Source organism: Photorhabdus africana (assembly GCF_035181445.1).
Classification (GTDB): Bacteria; Pseudomonadota; Gammaproteobacteria; order Enterobacterales; family Enterobacteriaceae; genus Photorhabdus; species Photorhabdus laumondii.
This window is the reverse complement of record NZ_JAXBVE010000007.1, coordinates 101,476-118,140: the sequence shown is the minus strand read 5'-3', so window position 1 is coordinate 118,140 and position 16,665 is coordinate 101,476. Positions and strand designations below refer to the sequence as shown.

The window sequence follows — 16,665 nt, the reverse complement described above, 5'->3', positions numbered from 1 at the left end:
ATAAATCATTTTGTAATCACATTGTTATATTTTTCTATGAAAGGATGAATAAATAGTGTGTTATAAGTTTTGATATATAAATGATGATGAGTTTCAGAAAAGAGTTTTATTAACAGAGGGTTATGTATGTTTTTTTTATCGGATTTAATTTTTCGGATTATTGAATTTTAATAATGAAGCATGGGGATTAATGTTGTTATTTATACCCGTTATCTTTCAAGTTGCTTCTTTGTTGGCTGCACTTGCTCACCTATAGGGTATGGTTTTCATATCATAGAAAATATTTTGCGTTGATTATAATAGAGATGACTTGGTTTTTTTGCTTATTTCAATATTACTATCTATTATTATCAGGATATGGTTTATATTGTTTTAGTTTTTATGGATAAAGTTATTTCTAGTTTTAATAACCTACCTGTCTAAAGGAATATTATCTTATGAATTACAAATGCTTATTAACCATTTCAACCGCAATATCATTTGCCATTTTTAGTTCTTCATCATTAAGTCAAGATAAATTTTCCCTTCCTGCAACGGAAATCACTAAACAAGTTAATGCTGAAATGGCATCAACGTTACCATTTAACGATAAATCTGATTTTGATGATGCGAAACGAGGTCTGATCGCGAGGCCGGATTCTCTGATTATTCGTGATGATAAAGGTAAAGTCATATTAGATATTGATAGTTATCGTAAATTTATTACCGATAAAACACCGGCTCCAGATACGGTTAACCCTAGCTTGTGGCGTAATGCACAACTTAATGTGGAATATGGGCTGTTTAAAGTGACTGATCATATTTATCAAGTGCGTGGTTATGACATAGCTAATGTGACTTTTATTGCGGGAGATACCGGATGGATTGTTTTAGATCCGGCTACGTCCTCTGAAGCAGCAAAAGCAGCCTATGATCTGGTCAGTAAACATTTGGGTAAGAAGCCGGTGGTGAGTGTGATTTACAGTCATTCTCATGTTGATCATTACGGTGGTGTACGCAGTATTGTTAATGAGGATGATGTTAAAGCAGGAAAAGTACAAATTATTGCACCAGAAGGTTTTATGGAACAGGCGGCCAGTGAGAAGGTGATTGCCGGTAACGCCATGAGCCGTCGGGCTGTCTATATGTTTGGTTCTTTGTTGCCACGGACTTCACAGGGGCATGTAGGGACAGGTTTGAGTGCGGAATCTCCGGCGGGAACGGTAACGTTGATTCCACCAACACGTACTATCAAGCTTACCGGTGAAAAAATGACGATTGATGGTGTGGAGATGGTATTCCAGATAACCTCTGGCACGGAAGCTCCCGCAGAGATGAATACTTGGTTTCCACAATGGAAAGCGATGTGGATGGCGGAAAATACCACGAATACCATGCATAATATTTTGTCGTTACGCGGTGTCCAAGTACGTGATGCGTTAGCCTGGTCGAAATATATTGATCAAGTTATTGAGTTGTATGGGGATCAAGTCGAGGTAAAATTCCAGAGCCACCAATGGCCGATGTGGGGTAAAGAGCGTGTGGTGGATTATTTTAAAAAACAACGTGATTTATACAAATATATTCATGACCAAACAGTGAATCTGATGAATAAAGGTTACATCGGTGAAGAAATTTCCGAGATGATCAGATTACCATCAGAGCTTGCACGTTATTTTCCGAACCGTGGCTATCATGGATCACTGAGTCATAATGTGCGGGCGGTTTATCAGTTCTATATGGGGTGGTACAGTGGAAATCCTTCTGATTTGAATAACCTGCCGCCGAAATCTTCTGCGATTAAATATGTGGAATATATGGGCGGTGAAGCTGCGTTAATAAAACGTGCGCAGGCTGATTTTGATAAGGGAGAATACCGTTGGGTGGCTCAAGTGCTCAAACATGTTGTTTTTGCTAATCCCGACAATGTAGCGGGAAAAACCTTATTGGCTAAAACTTATGAGCAGTTGGGTTATCAATCCGAATCAAACTCTTGGCGTTCGATCTATTTGCAGGGGGCAGCGGAGTTGCGTCATGGTGTACCGAAATCGGGCGGCCTGAATACTAGCAGCCCGGATATGATTCGTGCCATATCACCTGAAATGTTGTTCGATTATCTGGCAGTACGGTTGAATGGACCTAAAGCTGCCGGTAAGAAATTGGTGATGAACATTAACCTCACTGATCTCAATAAGCATTACACGTTAACGGTGGAAAATGGTGTGCTGAATTATACGGATAAGCAGGTAACGCGGGCTGATGTCACATTAACGTTAACCAAAGCCATTCTGGATAAAATTCACTTGGGTGAAGACGTATTTGATAATGAGGTAAAAAAGCAGAATGTGAAAATTGAGGGAGAGCGCGCTAAGTTTAATGAATTTATTGGTATGTTGGATCACTTCCCATTCTGGTTCAATATCGTGACGCCTCGTGCAGAGCAAAATACGATGTAATTTTTGGCTTCTGATAGCTAATTTTTTAAACACAAACTACAGCTTAATCGCTGTAGTTTGACGTAGAAAGGGGTCGATTAAGGGAAATCAGGCCGTAGGGCGGGCGACAATATTACGTGTTTCCATTCTGACTTCATCAATACGAACATCAATAATATCGTTCAATTGGTAAGCGACTTCACCTTTGATAATCACTGTCCCGGTCTCTTGGCTACATTGCAGTTCATCACGCACGGCATGCAGGAAGGGAGCCGGTATAAAGGCTACCGCACCGTTATCGACCAGTCGGACACGTAAACCACCACGGGTGATATCAATGATTTCTGCGGTAAATCGTTGTTCTGTTCCTGCGTGTGGTTGCAGGAAGCGGGCATACAGCCAATCCCCCACATCCCGTTCGGCCATACGATTCAGTCTGCGACGTTCAGCCATCTGTAAACAGGTTTCTTCTGAGGGTTGTTCCACATCCGTTTTTTGAATAATCGCTTTCAGTAAACGATGGTTAATCATGTCGCTGTATTTACGGATCGGTGACGTCCAGGTGGCGTAAGCATCAAAACCGAGACCAAAATGAGGACCGGGTTCAGGTTTAATTTCTGCGAAAGTCTGGAAACGACGAATGCGACTATCAAGGAATTGTGTTGGCTGTTTATCCAATTCACGGCGTAATGTGCAGAAGCCATTCAGCGTCAATAATTCTTCTGTTTTGGCATCGATACCATTTTCTTGTAGTAATTCAACCACTTGTTCAATTTGCAGTGGCTCAAAACCCATATGGACATTGTAAATGCCAAAACCTAACTTATCGCGCAGGATTTTTGCGGCGCACAGGTTAGAAGTGATCATGGCTTCTTCAACAATACGGTTGGCTGTACGGCGTTGTTCTACCACGATATCCAGTACGTAACCATTATCGTCAAGGATGAAGCGATAATCAGGACGATCTTTGAAAATAAGCGCATTTTGGTGGCGCCATTGGTTACGGCGATCACTCATTTCCTTTAGCAGCGTGATTTGAGTCTTAATCGCTTCGGAAGCAGGTTCCCAAGTCCCGGTTTCTTCCAGCCAGTCAGAAACTTCGTCGTAAACCAATTTAGCTTTTGATTCAACCCAGGTAGAGAAAAACGCAATATCATCACCCAGTTGACCATCTTCCAGAATAGAAACCTGACATACCAATGCCGGACGGCGGGCGTTAGGGCGCAGAGAGCATAAATTCTCTGACAGGTCGCGTGGCAACATGGGGATATTAAAACCCGGCAGGTAGTTAGTGAAAGCACGTTGATGGGCGATTTGATCCAGTTCACTGTCAGCCGCGATATAAGCTGTTGGATCAGCAATGGCGATACTGAGTTTTAGGCTGCCGTCATCTTGCTTAGCAATATGCAAAGCATCGTCCATATCTTCCGTGGTTGCACTGTCAATAGTGACAAAATCCAGCGACGTTAAGTCAATGCGCTCAAGATCGCCATCATTCATCTGGCAATCGGCAGTCATAACGGGAGCATCACGTTCCAGATTATGGCGAGTGAGTGTTACCCACCAAGGGGCGTAGTGATTGTCGCTTTCAGTGATATAGCCGGTAATTTCTGCATGAAAACCCCGGCTGCCTTTCAATGGATGGTGACGCATTTCTGCGACGGCCCAATCACCATGCTGAAATGAATGAGTGACCTGATTGGTCGGTCGGCAAGGGATAGCATCTTTTAGCAGTGGGTGATCAGGAATGATCCATAAACGGTTATCATTTTCTTTTTTCTGGATACGACCAACGAAGCGATTTAGAAATGGTTCGATCAATGTTTCTGGCTCGGCGATCTCTCTTTCTTTATCAGTATGAATAGCGGCAGTCACTCGATCGCCATGCATAACTTTTTTCATGTGTGGGGGAGGAATAAAATAACTTTTTTGCCCATCGACTTCTAAGAATCCGAATCCTTTTTCGGTACCTTTGACCAAACCTTCTACTCGAAGTGTTTGGGAGTAAAGTTGCTGTTTTAGCTGTGCAAGCAGCGGGTTGTTTTGAAACATAATATCCGCGGAGAAAGTTGAGGGTTATTATCAGATAGTTTTTTAGAATAACAGTTTTACGCGAATTGATGGTGTCGAGCAAGCAACATCTGCAAAATAGCGTAAAACAGTATGGGAATTGCAATGAAAATTACAATAGTTACTCAGGGTAAATTTTTTCTTTAAATTCACAGAGATCTTCAATAATACAGGAACCACAACGAGGTTTACGCGCTATGCAGGTATAACGACCGTGTAAAATAAGCCAATGATGACAATCAACTTTAAATTCGTCCGGGACAACTTGCAGTAATTTATTTTCGACTTCATTGACATTTTTACCGGGCGCGAATTGAGTACGATTACAAACGCGAAAAATATGGGTATCGACCGCAATAGTCGGCCAGCCGAAAGCGGTGTTTAACACCACATTGGCTGTCTTGCGGCCAACACCCGGCAATGCCTCCAATGCGGCACGATCTTCTGGAACTTCGCCAGCATGTTTTTCTAGCAATATTCGGCAGGTTTTAATTGTGTTTTCTGCTTTGGTGTTATAAAGACCGATTGTTTTTATATACTCTTTCAACCCATCTACACCCAGATTCAGAATTGCCTGAGGCGTATTTGCCACTGGATAGAGTTTCGTTGTGGCTTTATTAACACTCACATCTGTCGCTTGCGCTGAAAGCAATACTGAAATAAGTAACTCAAATGGTGTTGTGAAAACTAATTCAGTGGTTGGCTTTGGGTTGTTATCCCGTAAGCGCGTTAAAATTTCAACACGTTTCTGTTTGTTCATATCAAATAGAACTCTCCGATCCTGGCGACATTGTTATTGTCCTGCTTTTTTCTTTCATTGCTTTGGTTTTCATTTTTTCGTCAATAAGATATTTCACTGCCAGCATTAATCCCAAACCGATAAAAGCGCCAGGGGGTAAGATCGCTAACAGGAAAGGGGAATCCATATGAACGATTTCTATTCGTAATACCTTAGCCCAATTACCCAGTAGTAAATCAGCGCCATCAAATAGGGTTCCATTGCCGAGAATTTCTCTCATGGCTCCGAGAACAAACAGTGCACAAGTTGCGCCTAATCCCATAGCTAAACCATCAATCGCAGAGGGCATGATTGGGTTTTTCGCGGCATAGGCTTCGGCCCGGCCGATAACAATACAGTTAGTCACAATCAGTGGAATGAAAATCCCGAGTGATTCATACAGACCAAAAGCGTAAGCGTTAATCAACATTTGGACGGTACTAACAACCGAAGCGATGATCATAACATAAATTGGAATACGGATCTCGTTGGGTACCCAACGACGCAGGCTGGAAACCGCAATGTTGGTACAGACTAGAACCAGTGTCGTTGCCAGCCCTAAGCCAAGCGCGTTGGTTGCAGTGGAAGAGACGGCTAACAGTGGACACAATCCTAGCAGTTGTACTAAAGCGGAATTGTTTTTCCATAGCCCTTGGATAAATAAGTTTTTGGTTTCACTCATGATTTTTCTCCACAGGATTCTAGAGAAGAGAGATGTTCAGGTATGGTCTGTAAATAAAGTGCAGTCCGTTTGACTGAGTTTACTACAGCGCGTGGGGTAATAGTGGCACCGGTAAATTGATCAAACTCACCGCCATCTTTTTTCACTGCCCAGTGCCGGTCATGATTGGATGTGATGGTTTTCCCTGAAAAGACATTAATCCAGTCTGAAATTCGGGTTTCAATTTTATCCCCCAGTCCTGGGGTTTCATGATGTTCTGTAACCCGTACACCGAGCACTTTTCCTGAGAAATCTGCTCCAACCAGTAATTGGATAGCACCGGAATAACCATCCGGTGCAGTACTTTCTAGCGCTGCCGCCACAGGCTGACCATTTTTACGGGCCAGATAGAGACGATGAGGCAAGTTATTGCCCAGAGCATCCGCATTGACTAGATAGCATTCGTTTTGTATGTCGTTGTCGTACAGGGCAGGCGGAATAACCTGATCAAGCAGTGACTTGTGCTGTAATGCGGCCTGTTCTGCAATAGTACTTTTGGTGAGTGAATTCACGATGGCCGTTAGCCCGGTGGTAATTGCCGCAAAAATGGCGAGTGTGATGCCGTGACGTCGCATGGTTTCTAACATAACGGCTCCTTATTTATGCCCGTAAACGCGGGGTTGGGTGTAATGGTCAATGAGTGGCACGGTGATATTCGCCAATAAAACTGCAAACGCTATGGCATCAGGATAACCACCATAAACACGGATAACCCAGACTAACAAACCAATCATGGCGCCAAAAACCAAACGACCTTTGGGTGTCGTGGAAGCACTGACCGGATCGGTTGCAATAAAGAATGCACCTAGCATGGTTGCACCGGAGAACAGTTGTAATAATGGTGGCGAATAACGGGATGGATCAATCAACCAGCTAGTGAGTGCACATAAGCCTAATACCAGGATAAATGCCGTAGGAATTTGCCAGGTTATCACTTTTCTGTTCAGTAGAATCAGCCCACCAACAAGATAAGCAATGTTGACCCATTGCCAACCAATGCCAGCCAGAGATCCTTGCAATATAGGTTGGTGAAGAACGTCATCAATATTGTGAGTCAATAAACCGGTTTTGAAACTATCCAGCGGTGTAGCCTGGCTAATCCCATCGAAACCTTGTTGCAACTGCTGTAATGTTGTGCCATCGGGAGTATGACCGGTGAAAATCACCGTCAGGCTGTCTAGTGGTGTGATTTGTGTTGCCAGTAAATCCATAGGCGGCAACCAGCCGGTCATTTGCACTGGGAATGATATGAGTAGTACGACATAACCGACCATTGCCGGATTGAATGGATTTTGACCAAGGCCACCATATAAGTGTTTGGCAATAATCACCGCAAAAGCAGTTCCCAATACAATCAGCCACCAAGGAGCCAGCGGTGGAAGGCTGATCCCCAAAAGTAAACCTGTCAGTAATGCAGAATTATCCTGCAAACGAGGCATAATTGCCTGTTTACGCAGAGATAGGGCAAATGATTCTGCAAGCAGGGCGGTAATCACTGCAAGCAGGAGCTGGAACAAGGTACCGTAACTAAAGAAGTACGTTTGTACCGCAATACCGGGGATCGCTGCCAGCACAACCCACAGCATAATGCGGCTGGTACTTTGCTGATTGTGTGTAAAAGGCGAACTGGCGACTTTTAGTTTTTTATTGTCAGTCTGAACGGGTCTGAATTTCATTTATAACAATCACTATTCTATTGAAATTTTCTGTTGTTCCTGAGCGTCTTTTTTGGCTTTAACCCTAGCAATAGCGGCAGAGATGGCAGCTTTACGTGGATCGATTTCTTCCGCTGTCGGTGTTTCTGTTTGGGTTTCAGTCAATTGCTGTGTTTGGGCTTTCTTGGCTTTAACACGAGCAATGGCAGCCGCGACGGCAGCTTTACGCGGATCAGTTTCTTCCGCTGACGGTGTTTCTGCTTGGGTTTCAGTTAATTGCTGTGTTTGGGCTTTCTTGGCTTTAACACGAGCAATGGCAGCCGCGACGGCAGCTTTACGCGGATCGGTTTCTTCCGCTGTCGGTGTTTCTGCTTGAGTTTCAGCTAATTGCTGTGTTTGGGCTTTCTTGGCTTTGACACGAGCAATGGCAGCCGCGACGGCATCTTTATGAAGATCTTGTTTTTCACTAGCAGTAGTTTCTGGTTCTTTCGCTTCCGGTGATGGTGTTACTTCCTGATTTTGAGCTGTTTTCTTCGCTTTAGCTCTGGCAATCGCGGCTGCTAATGCGGCTTTGCGTGGATCTTCTGCGCTTGTTGGTTCAGATGGCGCAATACTAATATTTTCCACCGCCTGACGAGCGCGAAGCTGCTCTTTTCTTGCCTGACGCGCAGCTATTACTGCGGCATTATCAGGTAGTTGCCCCGGTTCTATAGCAACAACTTTACCCGCGTTAGCCTGTTTTTCCTTCACGCGGGAAAGCGCATCTTGTACAGCGCTCTTATCTTTATTATCAACTTGAACGGCCGATTTTTTGTGCTTTTCCTCTCGGGCCAGTTTTTCTCGTTCCATGCGGGTCTGCTTAGCTTCGAAACGAATTTTGGCTTCGGTTGAACGGCGGTTTTCCTGATCCAAGGCCCGAATTTCGGCTTTCTCTTGGCGATAATATTGCACCAGAGGAATATTGCTTGGGCAGACATAAGCACAGGCGCCGCATTCAATACAGTCGAACAGATTGTGATCTCTGGCTTTTTCGTGCTCTTGTCCCCGACTGAACCAATAGAGCTGTTGCGGCAATAAACGGGCAGGGCAGGCTTCTACACATAATCCACAACGGATACAAGCCTCTTCGATTGTATTTGAATCCATTTCCTGATGGGATGGTGCCAGAATACAGTTACTGATCTTAACGATGGGCACGTTGAGGTCAGGCAGCGTGAATCCCATTAAGGGACCACCCATAATGACCATCTGTTCTGATTGTGGTGCAAAACCGGCTAACTGGAGAAGAAATTGTACCGGAGTACCGAGCCGCGCCCAGAAGTTACCCGGCGAGGTGACTGCTTCGCCAGTCATTGTGACGACGCGCTCAATCAAAGGTTCTCCATCAATAATGGCACGTTTGATTGCAACCACCGTACCCACGTTCTGCATCAGTACACCGATAGTAGAGGAACGGCCACCGGAGGGGACTTCTTTACCGGTCAGTATCTTGGTCAGTTGTTTGGCACCGCCAGAAGGATATTTGGTCGGGATAACTCGGATGATAATCGATTTATCGCCCTTTAGAACGGTTTTGAGTTCTTTTATTGCTGCTGGTTTATTATCTTCGATACCAATCAGGATCTGCTCCGGTTTAAGCAGATGTTCCAGAATACGAATGCCCTCAATAAGTTCGTCGGCATGTTCCTGCATCAGGCGGTCATCAGCGGTGATATAAGGCTCGCATTCTGCGGCATTAATGATCAGTGTCTTAAGACCATGACGGCCGCTTTGTAGTTTGGCTGCGGTAGGAAAGCCAGCTCCACCTAAACCTGCGATGCCGGCTTGATGGATTCGGTTAAGAATCGTATCTGCATCCAGTGATTGATAATCAGGTGCTTGAATGCGTTCACTCCATTGATCTTTCCCATCAGGGCGCAAACGAACACATAACTCCTTCAACCCGGATGGGTGCGCGGTAATACACGGTTCAATGGCAATGATTGTACCGGAAGTTGATGCGTGAACCGGTACCGTACGACCAGTGCCAAATGTTAAGGGCTGGCCTTTAAGCACGTCATCACCCACTTTAACCAGCAACTCGCCTTCCGTACCCAAATGTTGTTGCAATGGGATGATTAACTCTTCCGGTAGTGGCGCAATGCGTAAAGGGCACTGGCTGGATTGCAGCTTCATTTCAGGTGGATGAATACCACCGGCGAAATCCCAGATTTTATTTTTATTGAGCAAATTGAATAAATTAAACATGGTGTTCAGCCTCAATATTTTTGCCCGGGATACTTTTAATGGAAATGGCGTGAGATGGCTGAACAGGAATATTTCTAACTGGAATGGCTTTTAAATCCCATTTCCAGTTGGAAGTGGTTGTTGCTACAGGGATCATCGTAATACAGTCTGTTGGACAAGGAGCAACGCACAGGTCACAACCGGTACATAAATCTTCAACAATGGTATGCATGGCACGGGTAGCACCGACGATAGCGTCTACAGGACAGGCTTGAATACATTTAGTGCAACCAATGCAATTCTCTTCATCAATAAAGGCGACTTTGCGTGCAGGGTTTTGTACGTTTGCATCACCATCCAATGGTTGCGGATCGATACCGAGCAGTTCTGAAATTTTCAGCATGACTTGCTCACCGCCAGGTGCACATTTGTTAATCATCTCGCCATTATTCGCTACGGCTTCAGCATAAGGGCGACAGCCTGGGTAACCGCATTGTCCACACTGGCTTTGCGGCAGAATATCATCAATGTTTTCAACAATGGGGTCCTCTTCCACCTGAAAACGGCGGGCAGCAAACCCTAGGATTAACCCAAAAATTAACCCTAATGCACTGAGTGCACCAATAGCAATCCATAACGATGTCATCAGAATTTCACCAAACCACTAAAGCCCATAAAAGCCAAGGACATTAAACCCGCAGTAATAAGACCAATAGATGACCCCTTGAAAGGGGCGGGTACATCAGCAACAGCCAGACGTTCGCGAATAGCGGCAAACAGTACCATAACGAGAGAGAAACCGGCAGCAGCACCGAAACCATAAATAGCGGATTGTAAAAAATCGTGTGATTGATTGATATTCAGCAGCGCCACACCCAATACAGCACAGTTAGTTGTAATCAACGGCAAGAAAATACCCAATAACCGGTATAACGTCGGGCTGGTTTTGCGTACAACAAGCTCTGTGAATTGCACCACGACCGCAATGACAAGAATAAAGCTCAGGGTACGCAAATAGATTAAGTCCAGTGGTAATAAAATAAAGATATTCACCAGCCATGAACATACAGAGGCTAGTGTCATAACAAATGTTGTCGCAAATCCCATCCCGATGGCAGTTTCCAGCTTTTTAGATACGCCCATGAAAGGGCATAAGCCCAGGAATTTCACCAAGACGAAATTGTTAACCAATACGGTGCCGACAAATAAAAGGAAGTAGTCAGTCATTGCTGTGCCTGAAAATGAGTTTGTTTACTTTTTATTAAATTGTTTACTTTTTATTAAATTATCAGTATGCCCTCGTCTTACCAGGGGCAATCTATTGTTAATGATAACAACCAAAGAAAATTGAGGTTATCGATCTTGTGTGAAAGTCATTTTGACTCGATGAGAGCGTTTAATGTAGGGGACAAAAATAGCGGTTGCCAATAGTGGCCATGCTAATGCACGCAAAGCCATTTGATCAGGAATAGGGGAGAAAGCGAAAGTTTTCAATGCAATTAATACGGTAACAATAAGCCAAATAATAAAAATTTTGGGAAATCTTTTTGATCGAATGAAAAGCAGTTTCAATACCCATAAGGTGAAACACCACATTACCGCAGTAATGGCGACAGAGAGAAACCACATTGAAGTAAAGTGATTATCCCCGGTACTCAATGCATTGTTTTGACTAAAAAATGCCATGATATATAAAGCGAGCATGACACTGGCACTGAGAAAGGTCATGATCAGATAAGCTGCCGGAGCCAGAATCCAACCATTAATTCGGTGGTAATCATTGGTTTGATACATAAATCATTCCATTTGAAGCTATATAAAAAAAGAATAATAGGCGATTCTGATGAGTTAGGAAATAGATTGATTGAAAAATCTTCAAGGGTAGATTCAGAGATAATTTGCGAAACGGTCATCACCGATGATATTTTTTACGGATGCTGAATTGCTGCATATTATTAATCAGTTTGAGAGGCTGTTATGCGTGAGTTGTTAAAGGTTGGGCTGGTGGGGTATGGTTATGCGAGTAAAACGTTCCATGCACCATTAATTGCTGGCACTGCTGGTGTTAAATTGGCCGCTATTTCCAGTAGTGATGCTGAGAAAGTGAAATCAGATTGGCCAAATATCCCGGTGGTATCTCGCCCTGAGGATCTTTTTAATGATCCTGACATTGATTTAATCGTTATTCCGACACCTAATGATACGCATTATCCTCTGGCACAGAAGGCATTGGCAGCGGGTAAGCATGTGGTGGTGGATAAACCATTTACTATCACAGTTGAACAAGCTGAATCTTTAAAAGAGCAGGCAGAGAAGGCGGATTTATTACTTTCTGTATTTCATAACCGGCGTTGGGATTCTGGTTTTCTAACGATAAAATCGTTAATTAAAGAGAATCGTCTAGGTAAATTAAAATATTTTGCATCCCATTTTGATCGTTATCGCCCGATTATCCGTCAAAGATGGCGTGAAGCGGCGGGGCAAGGAAGTGGTATTTGGTATGATTTAGGCCCTCACTTACTTGATCAGGCGGTTCAACTGTTTGGTAAGCCGCAATCTATTACCGCTGATTTGGGAATGATCCGTCCACAAGCGGAAGCGGTAGATTATTTCCATGTACTGCTAAATTATCCAGATATCAAAGTAGTTCTTCATGCAACAACACTGGCAGTGGCTGAATCTGCTGTTTATACCTTGCATGGTATGGCAGGTAGTTACGTAAAATATGGTCTTGATCCTCAGGAAGAGCGATTGAAAGCGGGGGAAAGGCCGCCACATGCTGATTGGGGATATGATATTCGTGATGGTATTGTGACGTTGTCACATGGAGAGGAATTAGTGACTGAACACGTGCCGACTCTGCCTGGTAACTATTCTGCTTATTATGCGGCTATCCGTGATGCAATTATGCTAGGTAAACCTAATCCAGTCACGGCAAATGAAGCCATTCAAATTATGAAATTAATTGAGGCTGGTATTCAGTCGGCAGAACAACAATGTACAGTGGCAATTTCTTGTTGAGACTGTTTATTTACTGCTTAGCCTGGTTTGCCGGGCTAATTATTTGCAAAGCAAGGAAAATGATCAATGACTTGGTGGCAAAGATTAAAAATAGATCCTTTTTTGATGGTATTAGTGACGGTAGTTGTTATTGCGACATTCTTTCCTTGCGAAGGTGAAATAAAAGTAGGATTTCAACGATTAACCACAGCGGCTATTGCTCTGCTATTCTTTATGCATGGAGCCAAATTATCTCGTCAAGCTATTATTGCTGGCATAGGACACTGGCGGCTTCATCTGGTGGTTTTTCTCAGTACTTTTGTCTTATTCCCGATCATCGGATTAGGATTGAATTTGCTCGTACCCGAAATCATGACACCAACGGTTTATTGGGGATTCCTTTACCTTTGTGCATTACCGGCTACGGTTCAGTCAGCTATTGCTTTTACCTCAGTTGCTGGTGGTAATGTTGCCGCTGCTATTTGCAGTGCTTCAGCATCCAGTATTCTGGGCGTTTTTTTGTCGCCAATATTAGTCGGATTGATGATCCATACACAAGGTGAGGGCAGCGCTGATACGCTGGAAGCAATAAAATCCATTGTTCTTCAATTGATGGTTCCCTTTATTGTCGGGCATTTGTCGCGGCCATTGATTGCCCGTTGGGTAGAGAAACATAAAAAACTGGTTAATATGACTGACCGGTCATCGATTCTTTTGGTGGTTTATGTAGCTTTTAGTGAGGCGGTGGTAGAAGGTATTTGGCATAAGATTGATGGTTATTCACTCCTGACGATTGGGGTGGTTTGCTGTGTTTTATTGGCGGTTGTGTTGATTATTAATACTTATATTGCCCGTTGGTTAGGTTTTAATAAAGAAGACGAAATTACGATTGTTTTTTGTGGTTCGAAAAAGAGTCTGGCTAATGGCGTGCCAATGGCAAATGTTTTATTTCCTGCTGCGACGGTTGGCGTAATGTTATTGCCGTTGATGATTTTTCATCAAATTCAGTTGATGGTGTGTGCTGTATTGGCGCAACGTTATGCCAAAAGGTTAAAATAGAAATAGGTATAAATCTATGATAGGGAATTGTTGTAAATATATATTAATGATATTTACAACAATGTAATATTTGACTACGAAATTTAAATCGTAAACTTCTATTTGAATTTTATATTTCCCCAATGAATACAATTTTATATTTTAAATAGTTTTCTTTAGAAGTCTAAATCTTTGATTAAGATCACTAAAATAGTCGTTATGATGGATTTTTTAAATCTATACTTAATTTGTTGTGGTGTATATTGTAACATTGTTAAATTAGACCTAGATAAATCTACGCTAATATTACTCAAGGTGATGATATGATTATTGTTAAAAATTCTTTAAATAAGGTGATTAAAGTTTCAATTAATAAGTGGGGGAAAGATGGTAATACAGGTTATTGGGATATTAATCCGGGAGATACAGCGAGTTGGAATCGCACTGATGGTCGTGGTTTTGTAATGTCAATAATACGTGATAATGAGGACCAAAAGTCATATTTTGTCTTAGCAAATAGCAACATTGTTATTTATGATAAAGATGCTACTGGTTACGGTAAAAATGTTCAGGATAATGGTCGTTGGATATATCCTTTAAATTGAATCATGAGAAAAAACTTATCATTTTTATTGTCATCCTAAAACCATCTCCTAGGGAGGTGGTCTTTGACATTCAGCTTAGCATCCAATTTTATTGGATATTATATTCCAAATATATAACCACAATCAGGAATAGAATCTTCACGCGAAACATTGGGTATGAGTTGAGAGCATAAAAAAGTCTGGGGCACTTGAGTTATTTACGCTCTCCATCTCCTGCAGGGAGATCCGTTGTCACCATGTCACGGCGTTTGCTGCGCCGCGTGTTTCACTCGCAAAATTTCGACGGTGCGCGCCTCGTCCAGCGCGCGATAAAAAATAATGTAGTTCCGATGCGCGACCAGCTCGCGCACATAATCCGGCAGGCCGGGCCGCCCGGTGCGGCCAAGCTCCGGGTACTGCGCAAGCGGCAAGGTCTTGTCGCGTAGCTCCTGACCGAAGCTGCGCGCCCTGGTCAGGTTGTCTTTGCCTATGTATCGAACAATGGCGCGTAAATCCTCGCGGGCCTTCGGTCGCCACTCGATGCGGTAAGGGGTCTTTGCCTTCGCCATAAATCAGCCAGCCGCGCTCAAGCGCGCTTCCTTTTGGCGGGCTTGTGTTCGGCGGCCAAGGCGGCAATATCGGCGTCCATCTCGGCCATAACCTCATCGTGTGAAAGATTCGGGCGCGGGTCGTCGATAGCATCCTGAATCTCGGCGGCCAGCCACTCCGAGTAGGCGGCGGCTTGGTGGGCCTTACGCATTGCCTCGGCCCGGCCACGATTGCCGGCGGTTTCTTCTTTCTCGTCCGGGTTCCACTCACTGGCGTCGAACTGGCCGATGGTGATGCCTACGCCGCGCAACACCTTCAGGGCGGCAATGGGGTTGCCGAAACGGCGCGGCTCCTGGCTGCGGGCCTTCGCCAGCACAGCGGCGGCACCGCGGCGGGTTGCGATCTGCACAAGGAAGGTTCCGCCCTGCCCTTTCAGGGTCACACCTTCCACGCCGCCGGCATCGCTTGCGGCGCGTAGCTGCTCAATGGTCATGCTTTGCATGATTCACTCCTTATAGGGTGATAAAAGTAACAGGGTTGATTGTGCATGTTTTCTAGGAAACGCGCAATCACCTAGACAAATCGGTGGTACTGACCTTCGTCTTTCTCGGCCGTTCCTTAAGGGCTGGCTTCAGGCTTTTTTTCCGACTGCTGCCCGGTCTTCATTGACGGCTTTATGCAGTGCGTCAAAATAGGCGCCGGGGGGCACAGCACGTTGTTCACTCTTTGATTTGTGCGGATTGCAAGGTTGTCCCATGCCATTATTCTTTTCTTACAAACTGTTTTGATTCTATTTTTGATGTATATTATCATCAATATGTGAATCAAGGAGGTTATATTATGCGAACTACTGTCACGATTGATGATGCGTTGTATGCACAGGCACTAGAAATGGCCGATCCTGGCATGGATAAGGCTGATATTTTCCGTGAAGCGGTGAAAACGTTTGTTCGGGTGCAGGCAGCAAAAAGACTGGCTTCGCTCGGCAGCACATCACCTGATATGCAGATAGTTCCCCGTCGCCGGGAGGAGCCATCCGCATAATGACTATTTTAGTAGATACGTCCGTCTGGATTGACCATTTCAAAAACAGGAATGACGGATTGATCCAGTTGTTAAGCCGGGATCTGGTTCTGATTCATCCGATGATACTGGCTGAAATAGCCTGTGGTACTCCTCCGGCACCAAGACTGCGAACGCTTGGAGATCTGGGGCTGTTACCACAGAGTCATCAGGCCACTATCATCGAGGTAATGGCATTCATTGAAAACGAAAAGCTGTACGGCCTCGGATGTGGGCTGGTTGATATTACATTGCTGGCATCAACCTTGATAACACCAGGGGCAAGGCTTTGGACGCTGGATAGACGACTTGAGAAGTTGGCTAAACGTCTTAATGCGAGTTATCAGCCGATTCATTGACAGAATTTAAACCGCTCTGGAAACCACCGGAAAACCGGCCGGTTTTCCGGTGGTTTTCTCATTCTCAGGAAGGGTGGGCGGGCAAATCAGTAATGTGGTTTGATTCTCAGATAAAGTGATTTGGAACGGCTTTTCATTCTCACGCAATGTGGAGGCCGACCCACCAAATTATTGGGGAAGGCTGCCAGTTTCAGGGGAAGTGAACAAAA

At 44.2% G+C, this 16,665-nt stretch carries 17 protein-coding genes and 1 pseudogene; 6 read left to right on the top strand and 12 right to left on the bottom strand.

All coding sequences use genetic code 11. From position 1 onward, the window contains the following. Window positions 1-437: 437 nt before the first annotated feature. Window positions 438-2,435: an alkyl/aryl-sulfatase gene (locus tag SLS51_RS06200; RefSeq protein ID WP_323836508.1), complete on the top strand. Its 1,998-nt coding sequence runs from the start codon at window positions 438-440 to the stop codon at window positions 2,433-2,435. A gap of 87 nt (window positions 2,436-2,522) precedes the next feature. Here the strand turns inward: SLS51_RS06200 and SLS51_RS06195 are convergent, their stop codons facing one another. From SLS51_RS06195 to SLS51_RS06155, 9 genes are all read right to left on the bottom strand, one after another. Next, window positions 2,523-4,466 (bottom strand): exoribonuclease II, encoded by a 1,944-nt coding sequence (locus SLS51_RS06195; protein WP_323836506.1) that lies wholly within the window; start codon window positions 4,464-4,466, stop codon window positions 2,523-2,525. 139 nt (window positions 4,467-4,605) lie between these two features. Further along, complete coding sequence (gene nth / locus SLS51_RS06190; protein WP_323836504.1) at window positions 4,606-5,244, bottom strand: endonuclease III; 639 nt, start codon at window positions 5,242-5,244, stop codon at window positions 4,606-4,608. A 1-nt stretch (window position 5,245) separates the two neighbouring features. Continuing rightward, window positions 5,246-5,944 carry an electron transport complex subunit E gene (locus SLS51_RS06185; RefSeq protein ID WP_323836502.1) on the bottom strand — a complete coding sequence of 233 codons (699 nt, stop codon included), beginning with the start codon at window positions 5,942-5,944 and terminating at the stop codon, window positions 5,246-5,248. Continuing rightward, window positions 5,941-6,570 carry an electron transport complex subunit RsxG gene (gene rsxG, locus SLS51_RS06180; protein ID WP_036805851.1) on the bottom strand — a complete coding sequence of 210 codons (630 nt, stop codon included), beginning with the start codon at window positions 6,568-6,570 and terminating at the stop codon, window positions 5,941-5,943. Before rsxG ends, SLS51_RS06185 begins: the two co-directional genes overlap by 4 nt. A gap of 9 nt (window positions 6,571-6,579) precedes the next feature. Beyond that, window positions 6,580-7,659, bottom strand: coding sequence for an electron transport complex subunit RsxD (gene rsxD, locus SLS51_RS06175; protein WP_323836500.1), 1,080 nt, complete (start codon window positions 7,657-7,659; stop codon window positions 6,580-6,582). Window positions 7,660-7,671: 12 nt separating this feature from the next. Next, window positions 7,672-9,885: an electron transport complex subunit RsxC gene (gene rsxC / locus SLS51_RS06170; protein WP_323836498.1), complete on the bottom strand. Its 2,214-nt coding sequence runs from the start codon at window positions 9,883-9,885 to the stop codon at window positions 7,672-7,674. Continuing rightward, on the bottom strand, window positions 9,878-10,510 hold the full coding sequence (gene rsxB, locus SLS51_RS06165) for an electron transport complex subunit RsxB (RefSeq protein WP_323836496.1): 633 nt from the start codon (window positions 10,508-10,510) through the stop codon (window positions 9,878-9,880). The genes rsxC and rsxB overlap by 8 nt, the downstream gene beginning before the upstream one ends. Then, window positions 10,510-11,091: an electron transport complex subunit RsxA gene (gene rsxA / locus SLS51_RS06160; RefSeq protein WP_323836494.1), complete on the bottom strand. Its 582-nt coding sequence runs from the start codon at window positions 11,089-11,091 to the stop codon at window positions 10,510-10,512. The genes rsxB and rsxA overlap by 1 nt, the downstream gene beginning before the upstream one ends. 126 nt (window positions 11,092-11,217) lie before the next feature. Then, a complete protein-coding gene (locus SLS51_RS06155) occupies window positions 11,218-11,658 on the bottom strand; it encodes a DUF2569 domain-containing protein (RefSeq protein ID WP_323836492.1) in 441 nt (146 codons plus the stop codon). Between the two features lie 183 nt (window positions 11,659-11,841). On the opposite strand from SLS51_RS06155, the gene SLS51_RS06150 reads away from it, so the two are divergent. The 3 genes from SLS51_RS06150 to SLS51_RS06140 all read left to right on the top strand — a co-directional run bounded on the left by SLS51_RS06150 (window position 11,842) and on the right by SLS51_RS06140 (window position 14,507). Next, complete coding sequence (locus SLS51_RS06150) at window positions 11,842-12,885, top strand: oxidoreductase (protein WP_323836490.1); 1,044 nt, start codon at window positions 11,842-11,844, stop codon at window positions 12,883-12,885. A gap of 66 nt (window positions 12,886-12,951) precedes the next feature. Further along, window positions 12,952-13,923, top strand: coding sequence for a bile acid:sodium symporter family protein (locus tag SLS51_RS06145; RefSeq protein ID WP_323836488.1), 972 nt, complete (start codon window positions 12,952-12,954; stop codon window positions 13,921-13,923). A gap of 302 nt (window positions 13,924-14,225) precedes the next feature. Beyond that, window positions 14,226-14,507, top strand: coding sequence for a hypothetical protein (locus SLS51_RS06140; protein WP_323836486.1), 282 nt, complete (start codon window positions 14,226-14,228; stop codon window positions 14,505-14,507). A 239-nt stretch (window positions 14,508-14,746) separates the two neighbouring features. Here SLS51_RS06140 and SLS51_RS06135 read toward each other — a convergent pair whose 3' ends face one another. From SLS51_RS06135 to SLS51_RS06125, 3 genes and pseudogenes are all read right to left on the bottom strand, one after another. Further along, window positions 14,747-15,055 (bottom strand): type II toxin-antitoxin system RelE/ParE family toxin, encoded by a 309-nt coding sequence (locus SLS51_RS06135; protein ID WP_323836484.1) that lies wholly within the window; start codon window positions 15,053-15,055, stop codon window positions 14,747-14,749. Between the two features lie 17 nt (window positions 15,056-15,072). Continuing rightward, a complete protein-coding gene (locus SLS51_RS06130) occupies window positions 15,073-15,537 on the bottom strand; it encodes an antitoxin PaaA2 family protein (protein ID WP_323836482.1) in 465 nt (154 codons plus the stop codon). 79 nt (window positions 15,538-15,616) lie between these two features. Continuing rightward, window positions 15,617-15,777: pseudogene (locus tag SLS51_RS06125) on the bottom strand (IS5/IS1182 family transposase); the annotation flags it as partial. Between the two features lie 98 nt (window positions 15,778-15,875). Between SLS51_RS06125 and SLS51_RS06120 the strand changes: the two are divergent. Both SLS51_RS06120 and SLS51_RS06115 read left to right on the top strand, forming a co-directional pair. Continuing rightward, the gene (locus SLS51_RS06120) at window positions 15,876-16,079 is read left to right on the top strand and encodes a type II toxin-antitoxin system VapB family antitoxin (RefSeq protein ID WP_011146605.1); all 204 of its coding nucleotides are present in this window, start codon (window positions 15,876-15,878) and stop codon (window positions 16,077-16,079) included. After that, on the top strand, window positions 16,079-16,456 hold the full coding sequence (locus SLS51_RS06115) for a type II toxin-antitoxin system VapC family toxin (RefSeq protein WP_058588678.1): 378 nt from the start codon (window positions 16,079-16,081) through the stop codon (window positions 16,454-16,456). Before SLS51_RS06120 ends, SLS51_RS06115 begins: the two co-directional genes overlap by 1 nt. Window positions 16,457-16,665: the final 209 nt, after the last annotated feature.